This window comes from Spirosoma panaciterrae DSM 21099 (genome assembly GCF_000374025.1).
GTDB lineage: Bacteria > Bacteroidota > Bacteroidia > Cytophagales > Spirosomataceae > Spirosoma > Spirosoma panaciterrae.
In genome coordinates this window covers 77913-91356 of sequence record NZ_KB893182.1, presented here as the reverse complement: position 1 = coordinate 91356, position 13444 = coordinate 77913, and the positions used below count along the sequence as shown (strand labels likewise).

At 48.4% G+C, this 13444-nt stretch carries 10 protein-coding genes; all 10 read left to right on the top strand.

Annotation, left to right across the window (positions count from 1 at the left end; all coding sequences use genetic code 11):
- Positions 1–112: 112 nt before the first annotated feature.
- The 10 genes from B153_RS38000 to B153_RS0113120 all read left to right on the top strand — a co-directional run bounded on the left by B153_RS38000 (position 113) and on the right by B153_RS0113120 (position 13443).
- Positions 113–307: a hypothetical protein gene (locus B153_RS38000; RefSeq protein ID WP_169518480.1), complete on the top strand. Its 195-nt coding sequence runs from the start codon at positions 113–115 to the stop codon at positions 305–307.
- Positions 297–719, top strand: a complete 423-nt coding sequence (locus tag B153_RS0113160; RefSeq protein WP_157634670.1) for a hypothetical protein — start codon at positions 297–299, stop codon at positions 717–719. The genes B153_RS38000 and B153_RS0113160 overlap by 11 nt, the downstream gene beginning before the upstream one ends.
- Entirely contained in the window at positions 658–1437 is a 780-nt protein-coding gene (locus B153_RS0113155) for an IS5 family transposase (RefSeq protein ID WP_026262125.1), read from the top strand. The genes B153_RS0113160 and B153_RS0113155 overlap by 62 nt, the downstream gene beginning before the upstream one ends.
- 18 nt (positions 1438–1455) lie before the next feature.
- Positions 1456–1815 (top strand): hypothetical protein, encoded by a 360-nt coding sequence (locus B153_RS0113150; RefSeq protein WP_020597185.1) that lies wholly within the window; start codon positions 1456–1458, stop codon positions 1813–1815.
- Positions 1816–1927: 112 nt separating this feature from the next.
- Positions 1928–2512: an RNA polymerase sigma factor gene (locus B153_RS0113145; RefSeq protein ID WP_020597184.1), complete on the top strand. Its 585-nt coding sequence runs from the start codon at positions 1928–1930 to the stop codon at positions 2510–2512.
- 602 nt (positions 2513–3114) lie between these two features.
- A complete protein-coding gene (locus B153_RS0113140) occupies positions 3115–4212 on the top strand; it encodes a FecR family protein (RefSeq protein ID WP_020597183.1) in 1098 nt (365 codons plus the stop codon).
- 180 nt (positions 4213–4392) lie between these two features.
- Positions 4393–7833 (top strand): SusC/RagA family TonB-linked outer membrane protein, encoded by a 3441-nt coding sequence (locus B153_RS0113135; protein WP_020597182.1) that lies wholly within the window; start codon positions 4393–4395, stop codon positions 7831–7833.
- A gap of 58 nt (positions 7834–7891) precedes the next feature.
- On the top strand, positions 7892–9331 hold the full coding sequence (locus tag B153_RS35055; protein WP_020597181.1) for a RagB/SusD family nutrient uptake outer membrane protein: 1440 nt from the start codon (positions 7892–7894) through the stop codon (positions 9329–9331).
- Positions 9332–9531: 200 nt separating this feature from the next.
- Positions 9532–11415 (top strand): sialate O-acetylesterase, encoded by a 1884-nt coding sequence (locus B153_RS0113125; RefSeq protein WP_020597180.1) that lies wholly within the window; start codon positions 9532–9534, stop codon positions 11413–11415.
- A 117-nt stretch (positions 11416–11532) separates the two neighbouring features.
- Positions 11533–13443: a glycoside hydrolase family 97 protein gene (locus B153_RS0113120; protein WP_051097284.1), complete on the top strand. Its 1911-nt coding sequence runs from the start codon at positions 11533–11535 to the stop codon at positions 13441–13443.
- The last annotated feature ends 1 nt before the right edge of the window (position 13444 follow it).

The window sequence follows — 13444 nt, the reverse complement described above, 5'->3', positions numbered from 1 at the left end:
ATTCTTGGTGAATACCTTACACCAGGTGCGAAGGTATTTACAGGACGGTATCGGGGCATAGAAGTCCGTAAGAATTGATGAACGGATAGCTTCTGCTGATAAATTGATCATTGTGATACCGGAACAAGTCCGGTCAATTAATCCATCTTTTCTCGAAGAGTTCCTGATAAATGCTGTGCGTGCTTACGGGCGTGAAGGCTTTTTAACACGTGTAGAATTTACGAAGGCCCAGCGCTACGACGTTACCGATGATTTAGAAGAAGCTATTGACCGCATACTAACTGAAGAGAATGCCCTTGCAGCCTAAACAGCCCATCAGCACCTCTATTTTATCAACAAGCCAGAGCCAACCAAGTTCTGGCTCTTTTGTTGATAAACTGCCTGGGGCTGACTGGACCAACGATATCATTGCACTAATTGTGCTTCTGTTTACCGTACTTACATATATTATTCAGCAACGCCAAAACCGAAAAGCTGCTGCCGAACAAAAAGAAAAAGATAGACTTGTTAGTATAGAGGTAGAACGGTTAAGGCAGCAAACGATCAGGCTCGAATGGTACCCCGATATTGTGCGAAATAAGCTTGACTTAGAACATGTTGGGGAATTGAAAAGGGCTGGTAGTCGCGTCAACTTTGTATCGACCAAGAAACAAAGTAATGACAACGCAGTGGCAACCACTGACCGACTACCAGTGGGCAACAATATCGCCTTTTTTTAATCTTCAGCGCAAGCGTAAACATGACCTTCGGCAAATGGTAGATGCCATTTTATGGCTGTTGCGCACCGGATGCCAATGGCGAAACCTGCCTCCCGGCTGGCCCCATTGGCAGGCCGTTTATTATTACTTCGACCAATGGAAGAACAAGGGCACCTTCGAACATATCAATGCAGCCCTGAATCAACTGGATCGGGTTAACAATAGTCGCGAAACCTATCCCTCTGTGTTATGTATTGACTCACAGTCGATTAAGCTCTCACCTATGATTGGCAATTACCGGGGTACGGACCCTCATAAGCGAGTCAACGGGCGAAAACGAACCTTTGTCGTTGATACCCAGGGACGACTCTGGGCCACCGATGTGGATGCTGCTAATCAAGCGGATGGCCAACTCGGCAAACAACTTATATCGTCAATACTGTGGCGGGCTGGGGAGCGGCTGGAAAAAGTTTTTGGTGATCAATCCTATAATGGAATCTTTGCCAACGAACTGACCCAATGGAGTATTGAGTTTGAGAAGGCCTCCCGACCTGAATCAGCTCAAGGGTTTGTGCCGGTAGCTAAGCGGTGGGTAGTGGAAAGAAGTATTGCATGGACTAATTTCTTCCGGCGTATCGTGAAAGACCACGAGCATACCGTATTCTCTTCGGTCAATTGGCTGTATTTAGCCAATATTCAAATCATGTTACAGCGAATTGATGCTTATCGCCAAAAGTAATTTCCCAACATCTTCTTAGTGTATTTAACGTTTGATGAGTTACATAAACAGAAATCAACGATTCGTTCTGCGGAATTATCTGAAGAAGAAAAGGACCGTCTATCGAAAGCCTATAAAGAAGCACTTGCTCTTCTCAGAACTAATTTTCTGGAGCGTATTCTGTTTATTCATGGCCCAACTTATGAAGCCCTAAAGACGGAGTTAGACGACTTAGCAGGAGAAATAGTGACAGCTATTTTCAATGATGACTTGAAGCTATCCCGCCAGGGTGTATACGACCGCGAAATTGGTAATAAAATAACCAACTGCCAGCAGCGGTTTTTCAAAACGCTGTACACGTACCGAGGTGAAGAACAGCTACAGACGATAGATCAGTAGTCATGAACGCGTATACCTTACAATCTTTGCATCGTCCGGGAAAAAGTTGACCGTTGTCTTATTCGAGGTTTTTATCTTTCTTTACATAAAATAGAAAAAATTCAAGAAAACATTGACTACAGGTCAGTCGGACGCGCAATTATGGAAGGCGTTTAAAGCGGGCGATAAGGCAGCCTATGAGTTGTTGTACAATCGTCACTTTAAAGCGCTGAGCCATTATGGATATCGGTTGACTCCTCAAAAAGCAGTAGTCGAAGATGCTATTCAGGACGTTTTCATCGATCTATGGCGACGCAGGGAACATTTAAGTGATGTCGAACAAGTCAAATTTTATTTTTTCCGGGCCTTACGTAATCAACTGATCCGTAACGCCCGTCACGATGTCTTCGAAAGTTCTGAAGATATAGGCAATTTTTTAGACCTACTGGTTCATCCATCCATTGAACAACAATCCATTGAGCAGGAAACGCTTCTGGCTGAAACCTACTCTGTGCAGGCCGCAATTGCCACCTTAACGAACCGGCAACGAGAAGTGATTCATCTTCGTTTTTACCAAGGGCTGAGCCTTGATGAAATTGCCCAAGTAATGGGGCTGACCAAACAGGCTGTAAACAACCTCATCTCCAAATCATACACCGCACTCCGCATAACGCTTAAAGCCGCCAAGGCAATATTACTCCTATTACTTCTTAAGTGAAACAAGTACATCTAATTTACAAAATAGGTGACTTTTGCTATTCTTAAGGCCGCTATTTGGTATAAGTAGTTTTCTTACAACAAAATTTGTTGTATGGATAGTTAGTTCTGCGAAAATAGTGTACCTCTACAGATGAAGCGTACTTATTGCAAGGTTCTCCTAAATACAAAAACTTGTTGGCACAATTGTAAGCTTCACCAAGCTCGTATCGAATATGGTAAATGTAAAATCAATGGCGAGGGAAGTGCTGGTAAAGTAGGGGGTATACATTTAGGAGTATATAAAACCTGTTCAGACGCTCGAAGTAGGTATTGACCATACGGATTACAGTTCCTTCTTTTTGACGAGTCATTACTTATGGCAGGAGGTTGCAACAGCCGTATAAAGTGATATTTAATAACATAATCGACAGCGTAAAGGGTAAGGTCGGTAGGAGCTTCAGTATTCTTATCGACCTTTTTGCGAAAAACCTTCTACTAGTCAAAGACTTATAAGTCCGTATTCGGGCTCTTATGAACTCAGGGCAAAAAAAACTTAATAGCAATGATTAGTTTTTTGGCGAATCCTTACCTGTATAGATAAAAGGTCTGCTTCACATCAAGATGCAATATCATTACAATCAACTGCTGGATTTTCTAAACGATGATTCGTTCATCCGATGGGCTCTATTCGGAGAAAACGAGTCGTTCTGGCAATCGTTCCTTGAACAAAACGCCTATCAGCAAGTAACGGTAGCCCAGGCCCGCCAGTTGATTCATAAAATTAGTGCTGCTGAGCAGACCGATCTACCTACTCTGGATCAACAGGCCGTTTGGTCGCGTATTCAGGTTGCTATGGAAGATACTCCGGTTGAGGTAAACGAGCCTATTGTTGTCCAGAATTGGTGGCAGCGATCCACTTGGCGCTGGGCCGCGAGCATTGCTTTATTAATAGGAATTAGTTGGTTTGTCTGGAGGAATTACGATAGCCATTCGGTAACCTATCGCGATTTGGTTGCCTCCGTCAACGATCAGCAGCCGCTTATTGAACGAGTTAACGACGGTGAAAAACCACTTCGCATTTCTTTAGAAGACGGTAGTGCCATTACCTTGACGAAGCATAGCAAGATTAGTTACCCGAGTCATTTTACAAAAGATAGACGCCGGGTTCTTCTGAGCGGAGAGGCTTTTTTTGACATAGCCAAAGACCCCAGTCGGCCGTTTTACGTATATGCTAATGAGTTAGTGACTAAAGTACTCGGGACGAGCTTCTGGGTACGGGCCTATGAGCAAGACAAGCAGGTGCTGGTCAACGTTCGAACTGGCCGGGTATCTGTCTTTAAGCAGCCTCGGGTAAATGTAATTGATCCAGAAACAACTGGACTGGTGCTGGAGCCAAATCAGCAGGCTGTTTTCAGTCGGCAAACCGAGAATCTAACTCGTCGGTTAGTCGAACAACCGCTCCCCTTGCCAACGGCGGAGAAAGCAGAGTCCGTGGTTCGCTTCGATGAAGTGCCTGTGCCAACGGTACTAAAAGCCATCGAAAAGCGATATGGGGTTGATATTATTTATAATGAAGACGTGCTGGCCAATTGTGTCATCACCACGAAGATGGGTGACGAGTCACTGTACGATAAACTGGACCTTATCTGTAAAGTGATCGGAGCTACCTACAAAGAAGTTGATGCTCAGATTGTTCTCGAATCAAAAGGGTGTCAATAATTGTTCCTGACCAATGAAACCTTAACCAATCGTTTGCCATGAAGCATTAATTACTCTCCCGTCTTTTTACGAAAAAGGGAAACCATGTTGCCACATAGTCTCCCTCCTCTAAGTTCCCGATGCCTGGACCGCAATCGGAAGCTACTGTTTTGTCTTATCACAACAAAAACACCTAAATCTATGTCAAATTTTCTTACCAGAAAAGCAATTTTCGGTATAATGAAAATCACGGCCGTACAACTCGCACTCATGGGCTTGCTGGCTGGCTTTTGCCGGGCAGTACCCGTGTCGGCACAGGAGTGCCTACAGGAAAGGGTAACCTTGCAGGCACAGAATGCTAGCCTCAAATCTTTGCTACAATCCATTGAACGTCAGGCTAAAGTCGCTTTCTCCTACCAGCGGGATGTAATCTCCTCAGGTGATAAACTAACCCTTGCCGTTAGTAACGAAACAATAGAGTCGGTTCTCAAAAGGGTCCTTCCGCCCCGTCACATTTCCTATGAGGTTGTTCGCAACAATCAGATTATATTAATTCGGACCAGTGGGCTGGGAAACGGTCAAGAGCCTTCCGGAGGGCTCCAACTAACCGAAACCACTGAAGCACCTACAGACGTCACTATATCTGGAACAGTAAACGACGAAAACGGGGCAGCTTTGGCGGGAGTTAGTGTCGTCCTGAAAGGGACGGCAAAGGGAACAACGACGGATCTAAAGGGCCGCTATAAACTCGATGTACCGAACCCCAACAGCACACTCATCTTCTCGTTTATTGGGTACCTGAGCCAGGAAGTCGTCGTAGGAAACCGTACGCAGCTCAACCTAACCCTGGCCGTCGATAATAAGACGTTAGGCGAAGTGGTAGTGGTGGGGTACGGCACCCAGAACAAACGTGACATTACGGGCTCCGTTGCGTCAGTAAAAAGCCGCGATATTCTTGCCGTACCGGTCAGTTCAAGTGACCAGATTTTGCAGGGACGTGTAGCTGGTTTGCAGGTGACGCAGGCTTCGTCGGCACCCGGTGGTGGGGTTACGATTCGTATTCGCGGATCTAACTCAGTCAATGCTGGTAACGAACCGCTTTATGTTATTGATGGCTTTCCGGTCTACAGTGACAATAACGCAACGCCATCAGGTGTGGGCGAACGTACGGGAGGTAACGCACTAGCCTCAATCAACACCAATGACATTGAGAGCATTGAAGTGCTCAAAGATGCTTCGGCCACGGCGATCTACGGTGCCCGGGGGGCTAATGGGGTTATTCTAATTACCACCAAGCGCGGCAAATCGGGGCAGAACCGCATCAGCGTCAACTCCTACGTGGGCATTCAGCAGGTTCGTAGTCGCTACGACTTGATGAATAGTTCTCAACTGGCAGCACTCGCTAACAGCTTTGGGCAGAGCCTGACGCCCCCCGTTACGCCTTATCCGACTATTCCGACGACCAACACCGACTGGCAAAAAGAGGTTTTCCAGACAGGAACGGTACAAAATCATGCCATCAGTTTTTCTGGAGGTAACGAATCGACGAATTACCTTGTGTCGGGTGAATATTATGATGAGAAAGGAGCTGTGACAGGCTCGGGTTTTAAGCGAATGTCGTTGCGGTTTAACCTTGATAAAACCTTTAGCCAGCGCTTCAAATTTGGTAACAGCCTGACGTTGAGCCGTACTGACCGAGACGTGCGCGACATCATCTACCAAACGTTGGCCTCCCGGCCTTTCAATCCAGTTTACGATGCCAACGGGAATTACTTCCTGGAGCAAAGTACGTCTATTGGTGGGCAAAGCTCGCAGATCGACAACCCAGTGGCCGTTGGTAATCAGAAGACCGACAAAACCATTGTCACTCGCGCACTGGGAAACATTTACGGTGAATTTAAATTTATCGAAGGCCTGGTGGGTAAAGTACTGGTGGGAGCTGATGTAGCCTACTCAACAGGTCGTGGCTATTCGCCTAAAACTACCTTGGAGGGCTTAAACGAAAACTCAATTGCGAATATTAGTACCGTCGAAAATGTATCTTGGCTGAATGAAAACACCCTGACTTACACCCGTAAGATTGGTACTCGGCACAGTCTGACGGCTTTATTAGGCAATTCTTTTCAACGACAAAGCGTACTGAATTACGGCATTCGCCGATCCGGTTTTCCAACCGATGCTACCTCGTACTATATCGTAACGGCGGGTGCTAATGATCGAAATTACGCTCCATCGGGTAGTTTCAATTTTACGATTCAATCGTTTTTCGGTCGGTTTAATTACAGTCTTGATGATAAGTATCTGTTCACGTTCACAGCCCGTAGTGATGGCTCATCAAAGTTTGGTGATGGTCGTAAATATGGTTTCTTCCCTTCAGGAGCCTTTGCATGGCGGCTTAGTGACGAATCATTTATTAAGAAAACAAAGGCATTCAGCGATCTTAAGCTGCGAACAAGTTATGGAGTAACGGGTAATCAGGAAATACCGCCTTACCGGTCATTACCAATCTTGCAAGCTGACCGGGGACAGGTGCTGGGTGGCGACCAGGTGACAGGTTTTGCCCCCACAGGTAATTTATACAATCCGAACCTAGGCTGGGAGCGAACGGCCCAGTTCGATTTAGGCTTGGATATGGGTTTTTGGAATAACCGCCTGACTGCTACGGCTGACTATTACCTTAAAAATACCTCCGATCTATTATTTCAAACACCAGTACCACTCGAAACGGGATTTCAGACCCAATGGCGGAATTTGGGTCAGGTGCGAAACCAGGGAGTTGAGTTTAGCCTGAGTAGCCAAAACCTGACGGGAGCTGTTCGGTGGACTACAGATGCCAACTTGTCTATTAACACGAATCGGGTAATTAGCCTGCCCGATGGTACAACACCAAATCCAGATGGTAGCCGCCAGATACTGGTGAGTCTATTTCCCAATACCAATGGTGGCGTTGATGGGTTGAGTGTCATCCGAACTGGGCAGCCGATCGGCTCTTTTTATACCTATGTTGCCGATGGAATCTGGCAGACCAATGACCAGATTAATGCCGCTGGTCCCGGCTTTAGCGTGTATAAACCTGGCGACATTCGCTACAAAGACCTCAATAACGATGGAAAGATCGATGGCGATGACCGTGCTATCACGGGCCATGGTATCCCTAAATACCTGTTTGGTCTGAACAATACTATTTCCTACAAGAACCTGGAACTGAACGTGTTTCTACAGGGTGTGGCCGACGTAAATGTCGTTAATCTGACGCGCTACAACCTGGAAACTTCTGCGGGTCAGTTTAATACGACTAGCGAGATGGCGAATCGATGGACAGGGGCCAACACGAGTAACACCATACCACGCGTTAGCCCGACTAATTTCTTTGTGACCAACCGGTTCGTTGAAGATGGTTCATTTCTGCGCCTGCGGACCGTTACGCTCTCGTACCGCTTTCCAGTGGGGCAATGGGGCCTTACCTGGCTGAATGGTCTGCGTGTATACGCTACAGGCCAGAACCTGTTAACATTCACCAAGTATACCGGTTTCGATCCGGAAGTTAATATCGCCGGACAGGCGCAGGCCCTCCAGGGCATTGATCTGTACTCATACCCTGTGCAAAAGCGGTTCGTCTTCGGACTAAACCTGTCTTTCTAAGCACAAAAAAGGTCTTTAATAAAAGTCAATCGACCCATCAATTTACAACTGGATCACGATGAAACGACTACAACAAATTTTCCTGTTACTCTTATCCTTCGTACTAGTAGACTCCTGCAAGAGTGCACTGGAAGAAAAGCCCCTTGATTTTGTCACACCAGACAATTTTTTCAAGACAGCCGACGAAGCTAAAGCCGCCGTTTATAGCCTCTACAATACACTAATCAACGGCAATGCGTATAATGTCTCGCTGTACTTCCTGGCTGACTTGCCCACTCCGGCCATGGATGGACTGGTCAATGTGAACACGGTGGCTACCGACAACTTCTCCTATGATGCCACGCTGGCGTATCTGGACTACTATGGTGGGGCCTATGTCGGTATTCAGCGGGCCAACCTCATTCTCGAACGTGTACCGGCTATTACCATGGACAAGAACCTGCGGGATGCGTACCTGGGCGAGGCCCGGTTTATGCGGGCACTTCATTATTTTAACCTGGTCCGGCTCTTTGGCGATGTGCCCCTGGTTACAAACCCTGCGGTCGACCTAAATGTGGCCGTTTCGAATCCCCGTACGGATAAGCAGCAGATTTATCAACTGATTCTGGAAGACCTTCAGTTTGCCGAAAAAGCACTACCCGTTGATTATCCGCCGAGTGAAGTAGGTCGGGCTACACGTGGAGCCGCAAAACTTCAACTGGCGCGTGTGTATCTCACACTCAAGCAGTTCGATCTGGCCCGTGCCAAGAGTAAAGAAGTGATCGACTTAGGAGTATACAAACTCATGGCTGACTACCGGGATGTATTTGATCCGGCCAAGAAAAACAATGCCGAGCATATCTTATCTGCGCAGTACAAGATGTTCCGCGTGGGTGCCTGGTTTGAGTCGATCCTGAGTCCGTCGGGTACAACCGGCTGTGGTTTTGCCGAAGGGTTGGCGGGGGTGTCGCAACAATTCTTCGACAACTACCCCAGTACATATCGCAAAGAGATTTCGATGATGACATCCTACGTAACAACGGACAACAAGACGATCAGCTACAGCCGACCCTTCATTAAGAAATACATCGCCTGGGGCAAAGAAAACGTCTGCTTTAGTGGTGATAATAATTTCCCCATCATGCGATATGCAGAAGCCCTGCTGATTTTCGCAGAAGCCGAAAACGAGGTAAACGGCCCAACGGTTGCGGCTTACGATGCGATCAATCAGATTCGAAAGCGGGCCCGGACCCGGCCTAATGGTACCGAAGACATAGCCGCTTTACCGAATCTGTCAGGTCTATCAAAGGATACGTTTCGGCAGGCTGTTTACCGCGAGCGCGAGATGGAGCTTTGCTTCGAAGGGCACGGTTTCTTCGACCTGGTTCGAACGGGTCGCCTTATAAGCGAAAACAAAGCCGCCGGTCGGCCTAACGTGAGTGAGAAAAATCTGTTGTTCCCCTTCCCGCTTCAAGCGATGGATCTGAATAAGGGCTTAAAGCAAAATCCTGGTTATTGATGCCTTTGGGTCTGTTTTAAACGGCCTTACGGTAAGGCCGTTTAAAACAGCATTTTATTCATAGTCGCTTCTCAAAACTTTCTTCTTGTTTTATTTATATGTATCAATCGTTGAGTATTTTCTTAACGTGTTTGATTCAACTGAGTTGCCTAGTCACCACGCATGCCGAGGTACGGCTACCCCGACTTGTAAGTGACCACATGGTTCTCCAACGGGATCAGCCGATCCCGGTTTGGGGTTGGGCCGACGCAGATGAACGGGTAACTATCGAGTTTTCGGGCAAAACCTTTACGACCAAAGCCGGTTCCGATACAAAGTGGCGACTCGACTTACCGGCTATGTCGGCTGGTGGACCTTACACCATGACGATCCGGGGAAAGAAGAATACGCTAGTGATCAACGATATTCTGCTGGGCGATGTGTGGTTAGGATCGGGCCAGTCGAATATGGAGTGGCGGATGCAGCAACTGTTACCCCATACGAAAAATGACATAGATAGCGCGAACTACCCGATGATTCGTCTGTTCGACGTGCGCGACACTATCTCACCGTCTCCTTTAGCCGACGTTTCTAGCGACGGCTGGCGGTTGTGCAGCCCACAGACGGTAGTTACATTTTCGGCGGTAGCTTATTTCTTCGGCCGCGATCTCTATCAACGGTACCAGGTGCCCATTGGCCTCATTACATCTGATTGGGGCGGTACACAGATTGAAGCCTGGATGAGCCCAGCGGCCCTTCGCCCGTTTCCGGAATTTGCCGTTAAGCTCGCATCGGTAGAAGAGAATCCAGGCGGTTCACTGGAGCAGCTTAAACAGGCGTTTGCCAGAAAACTGGCCGATTGGCAGCGAACCTATACGGTCGCTGACCGGGGGTTTACTGACAAAACCTCCCCTTGGTCAGCGGCTGACCTGCCTACTACCAACTGGCGATCGATGCAACTGCCGGGCCGATGGGAGGAGTCGGGCACATTACCCGACTTTGATGGAGTTGTCTGGGTGCGTAGACAGATTACGCTGAGTGATCAGCAGGCCGGTAAGCCACTCGTTCTACATCTGGCCCGTATCGACGATGTAGACTCCACCTGGTTCAACGGCCATAAAGTGGGAGGCACCAGCCCTTTCGATGCTCAACGCGTGTATACCGTTCCCGGTAGCTTAAGCAAAGCTGGAACAAATACCATTGCCATTCGCATACTCGATACGGGCGGTGGTGGCGGACTTTTCGGTGACCCGAAGGATCTTTTCGCTACTGTTGGAGAGGATACGCTATCGCTGGCAGGCTCCTGGTTATATGAGGTAGGCATCGACACTCGCCAGGCGCCCAAAGCGCCGAATCTTTTATTCAGTCAGAACTCACTGACGTCACTGTATAACAGCATGATTGCCCCCCTCATTCCATATGCTCTAAAGGGTGTTATCTGGTATCAAGGCGAAGCCAATACGGACCGGGCGTATCAATATCGGCAGCTTTTCCCAGGCTTGATTCAGGACTGGCGAAACCGCTGGGGGCATGAATTCCCGTTCCTATTTGTACAACTGGCTAGCTTCATGAACGATAAACCACAACCTGCCGATTATGCCTGGGCAGAACTGCGCGAAGCCCAGACCATGGCGTTAGCAGAACCTAAAACCGGCATGGCCGTGGCCATTGACATTGGCGATTCAACCAATATTCACCCCATCAATAAACAAGATGTTGGCAAACGCCTTGCCTTGGCAGCCCGCCGGGTAGCTTACCAGGAAACGGGAGTCGTAAGTTCAGGGCCAATGTTCAAGGCCATGAGAGTTGAGGGCAGGCAAGTGCGGGTAGGATTCAACGAGGTTGGTACTGGTTTGGCCGTTCGTGACAAATACGGCTACGTTCGAGGCTTCAGTCTGGCTGGTCCAGATCATGTTTACCACTGGGCGAAAGGCACATTGAACGGCAATGAAGTTCTACTGAGCAGCGAGCTAGTCCCTAATCCTGTAGCCGTTCGCTACAACTGGGGTAACTCACCCGATGGCAATCTTTACAATCGGGAAGGATTACCTGCCGTTCCCTTTCGCACAGACAACTGGCCTGGTTTGACTATCGATAAGCAGTAGTTTCCTTTGACTACAACCTGACTTTACGTTTACATGAGGTTATTTCCTGTAAATCTACAAAATACATCGTTGAGCTGCTTAGCTCGATTCGTTTTGGGGCTGAGCCTATCTGGACTCTTGGGAACACAGGTAAGCTATGCACAATCGCGCTCTACGGTAATAGTAAACAGCCCTGACCATACGCTATCCGTAGCGTTTTCTATAAGCTCGAATAGCCAGGCCAGTTATACTATTCGCTATGCCAACGAAGTAATTATGCCGACAGCCGCATTAGGTCTAGTTCGTGAAGACGGCGATTTCTCAACGGGAATCCGTCTGGTTTCCGCATCGAAACCCGAGGTAGTTACCGACTCGTATGTTATGCGTCACGGGAAGCGAAAGCAAATCACTTATCGAGCGAATCAGCAGGTTGTCCAGTTAGTAAATAGGGCCGGGCAACGGATGGATATACTGTTTCGCGTCTCCAATGATGGGGTCGGGTTTCGTTATTACTTCCCTGAGCAATCGACGGACCGAAAAAAAATCGTTCTGGAAGAAACGTCGTTTCGGTTTCGTCCGGGCACCCGGAGCTGGATACAACCTTGTCCCGAACCCAAATCGGGCTGGCAACAAACTCAGCCTTCGTATGAAGAAAACTACCGACAAAACAGTTTACTGAGTGAACTGCCGGACAGTGTCTCCAGTTGGGTGTATCCGGCCCTGTTCCGAACCGGAAAACATTGGGTACTGCTGAGTGAGACAGCACCCGACCGTAACTACTGCGGTACACGGCTTAAGCATCTGCGCCAGGGTGATGCGTTCACCGTTGCGCTCGCCGACCCGCGAGAGACCTTTACCGGGGGCAATGCCCAACCAGAATCGTTTCTGCCCTGGGCCACTCCCTGGCGACTCATACTGGTTAGTGACAACTTGGGAACCATCGTGGAATCAACCCTTGGAACGGACTTAGCCAAACCGGAAATCGCAGGTAATTTTTCGTTTGTAAAACCAGGCCGTTCAGCGTGGAGCTGGGCTATGTATGGCGACGATTCGACGGTTTATTCTGCGCAGCGAACGTTCATTGACTATGCTGCCCAAATGGGATGGGAATATAGCCTGATCGACGCCAACTGGGATCGTCAGATCGGGTATGACAAACTAGCCGATTTAGTTACCTATGCCAGAACGAAAGGCGTTGGACTCTGGGTCTGGTATAACTCCGCAGGGACTTGGAATACGGTTCCCCACACCCCCAAGGATGTACTCGTGTCGGTTGACAGACGTCGACGTGAACTGGCAAGACTCAAAAGTATTGGTGTACAGGGAATCAAGGTTGATTTTTTCGGAGGGGATGGACAATCCATGATGGCCTACTATCAGGACATTGCTGAAGATGCTGCGAGTTCTGGCCTAATGGTCAATTTTCATGGCTGTACTCTGCCCCGGGGCTGGCAACGCACCTACCCGAACCTGATGACGATGGAAGCTGTACGTGGTTACGAGAACGTCACGTTTGCTCAGGAAAATGCCGATCGCCAGCCCATGCAATGCGCCCTGCTGCCGTTCACCCGCAACGTCTTCGACCCGATGGATTACACACCAGTTGTCTTTTCGGAAGACCCTGACATTAAGCGTCGGACAACCAACGCCTTTGAGTTGGCCCTACCGTTTTTGTTCACATCGGGCATTCAGCATTTTTCGGAGGTCGCGACGGGTATGGCTGGCGTACCAGACTACGTGCAGGGATTGATGCGAGACGTACCCGTTGCCTGGGACGAAAGTCGATTTGTCGAAGGGTATCCGGGAAAACTAGTCGTTATTGCCCGTAGGGTCGGCAATGTCTGGTACGTAGCGGGTATAAATGGAGAAGCTGTCAACAAGTCACTACAATTGTCATTGCCCTTTGTCAAAGCCAGCACGGGTATTTTAGTGACCGATGGTGAAGGAGCCCGAACGTTTACGACTCGTACCGTAACGAAGGCTACCAGTCGTAGTTTTTCTCTGCCGCTACATGCCTATGGGGGTTTCGTACTGAAATTGATTCTATAAA

What these genes read in the sequence shown, in the direction of transcription:
- B153_RS0113155 (WP_026262125.1), top strand. Translation starts at nt 658, where the DNA reads ATGACAACGCAGTGGCAACCACTGACCGACTACCAGTGGGCAACAATA.
- B153_RS0113140 (WP_020597183.1), top strand. Translation starts at nt 3,115, where the DNA reads ATGCAATATCATTACAATCAACTGCTGGATTTTCTAAACGATGATTCG.
- B153_RS0113135 (WP_020597182.1), top strand. Translation starts at nt 4,393, where the DNA reads ATGTCAAATTTTCTTACCAGAAAAGCAATTTTCGGTATAATGAAAATC.
- B153_RS35055 (WP_020597181.1), top strand. Translation starts at nt 7,892, where the DNA reads ATGAAACGACTACAACAAATTTTCCTGTTACTCTTATCCTTCGTACTA.
- B153_RS0113125 (WP_020597180.1), top strand. Translation starts at nt 9,532, where the DNA reads ATGGTTCTCCAACGGGATCAGCCGATCCCGGTTTGGGGTTGGGCCGAC.